Raw genomic sequence first — 364 nt, 5'->3', positions numbered from 1 at the left:
GCGGCGGCGGGGCGTCCACGAGCTCGCGGGGGACGGGCGGGGGGGGGGTCGGCGGCGGCGCCCGCCGCCGCCGCCCGCGGGCGGGCCCGCCGGTGGGCGTGCTCCGGCCAGATCAGCGCGTCCAACCAGGACACGTCGTCAGGGTCGGTCACGTCGGGCGGGTTCAGGTCCAGCCCGGCCCGCCACACCACCTGGGGTACGCGTACCGGCGGCTCCAACCCGCTGGCCGCGCACTCCAGGACCGGCTCGCCGGACCCGACCTGATGATCGCCATAGCGGTACGCGTACCGGTCGGGGTAGAGGTTGAGGCCGGCGGACGCGCCGACCTCCAGCAGGGCGATGGGCTGCGGCAGCGCGGCGAGCA

1 protein-coding gene is annotated in these 364 nt (G+C 78.0%); it reads right to left on the bottom strand.

Annotated features, from left to right (window positions below):
* Positions 1 to 364: DUF2332 family protein (locus tag C7C45_RS33155; protein ID WP_146247503.1), on the bottom strand; the 364-nt coding region annotated here is incomplete at both ends.

The sequence above is a fragment of the Micromonospora arborensis genome (genome assembly GCF_003205615.1).
Lineage (GTDB): Bacteria > Actinomycetota > Actinomycetes > Mycobacteriales > Micromonosporaceae > Micromonospora > Micromonospora arborensis.
This window is presented reverse-complemented; position numbering and strand designations above follow the sequence as displayed.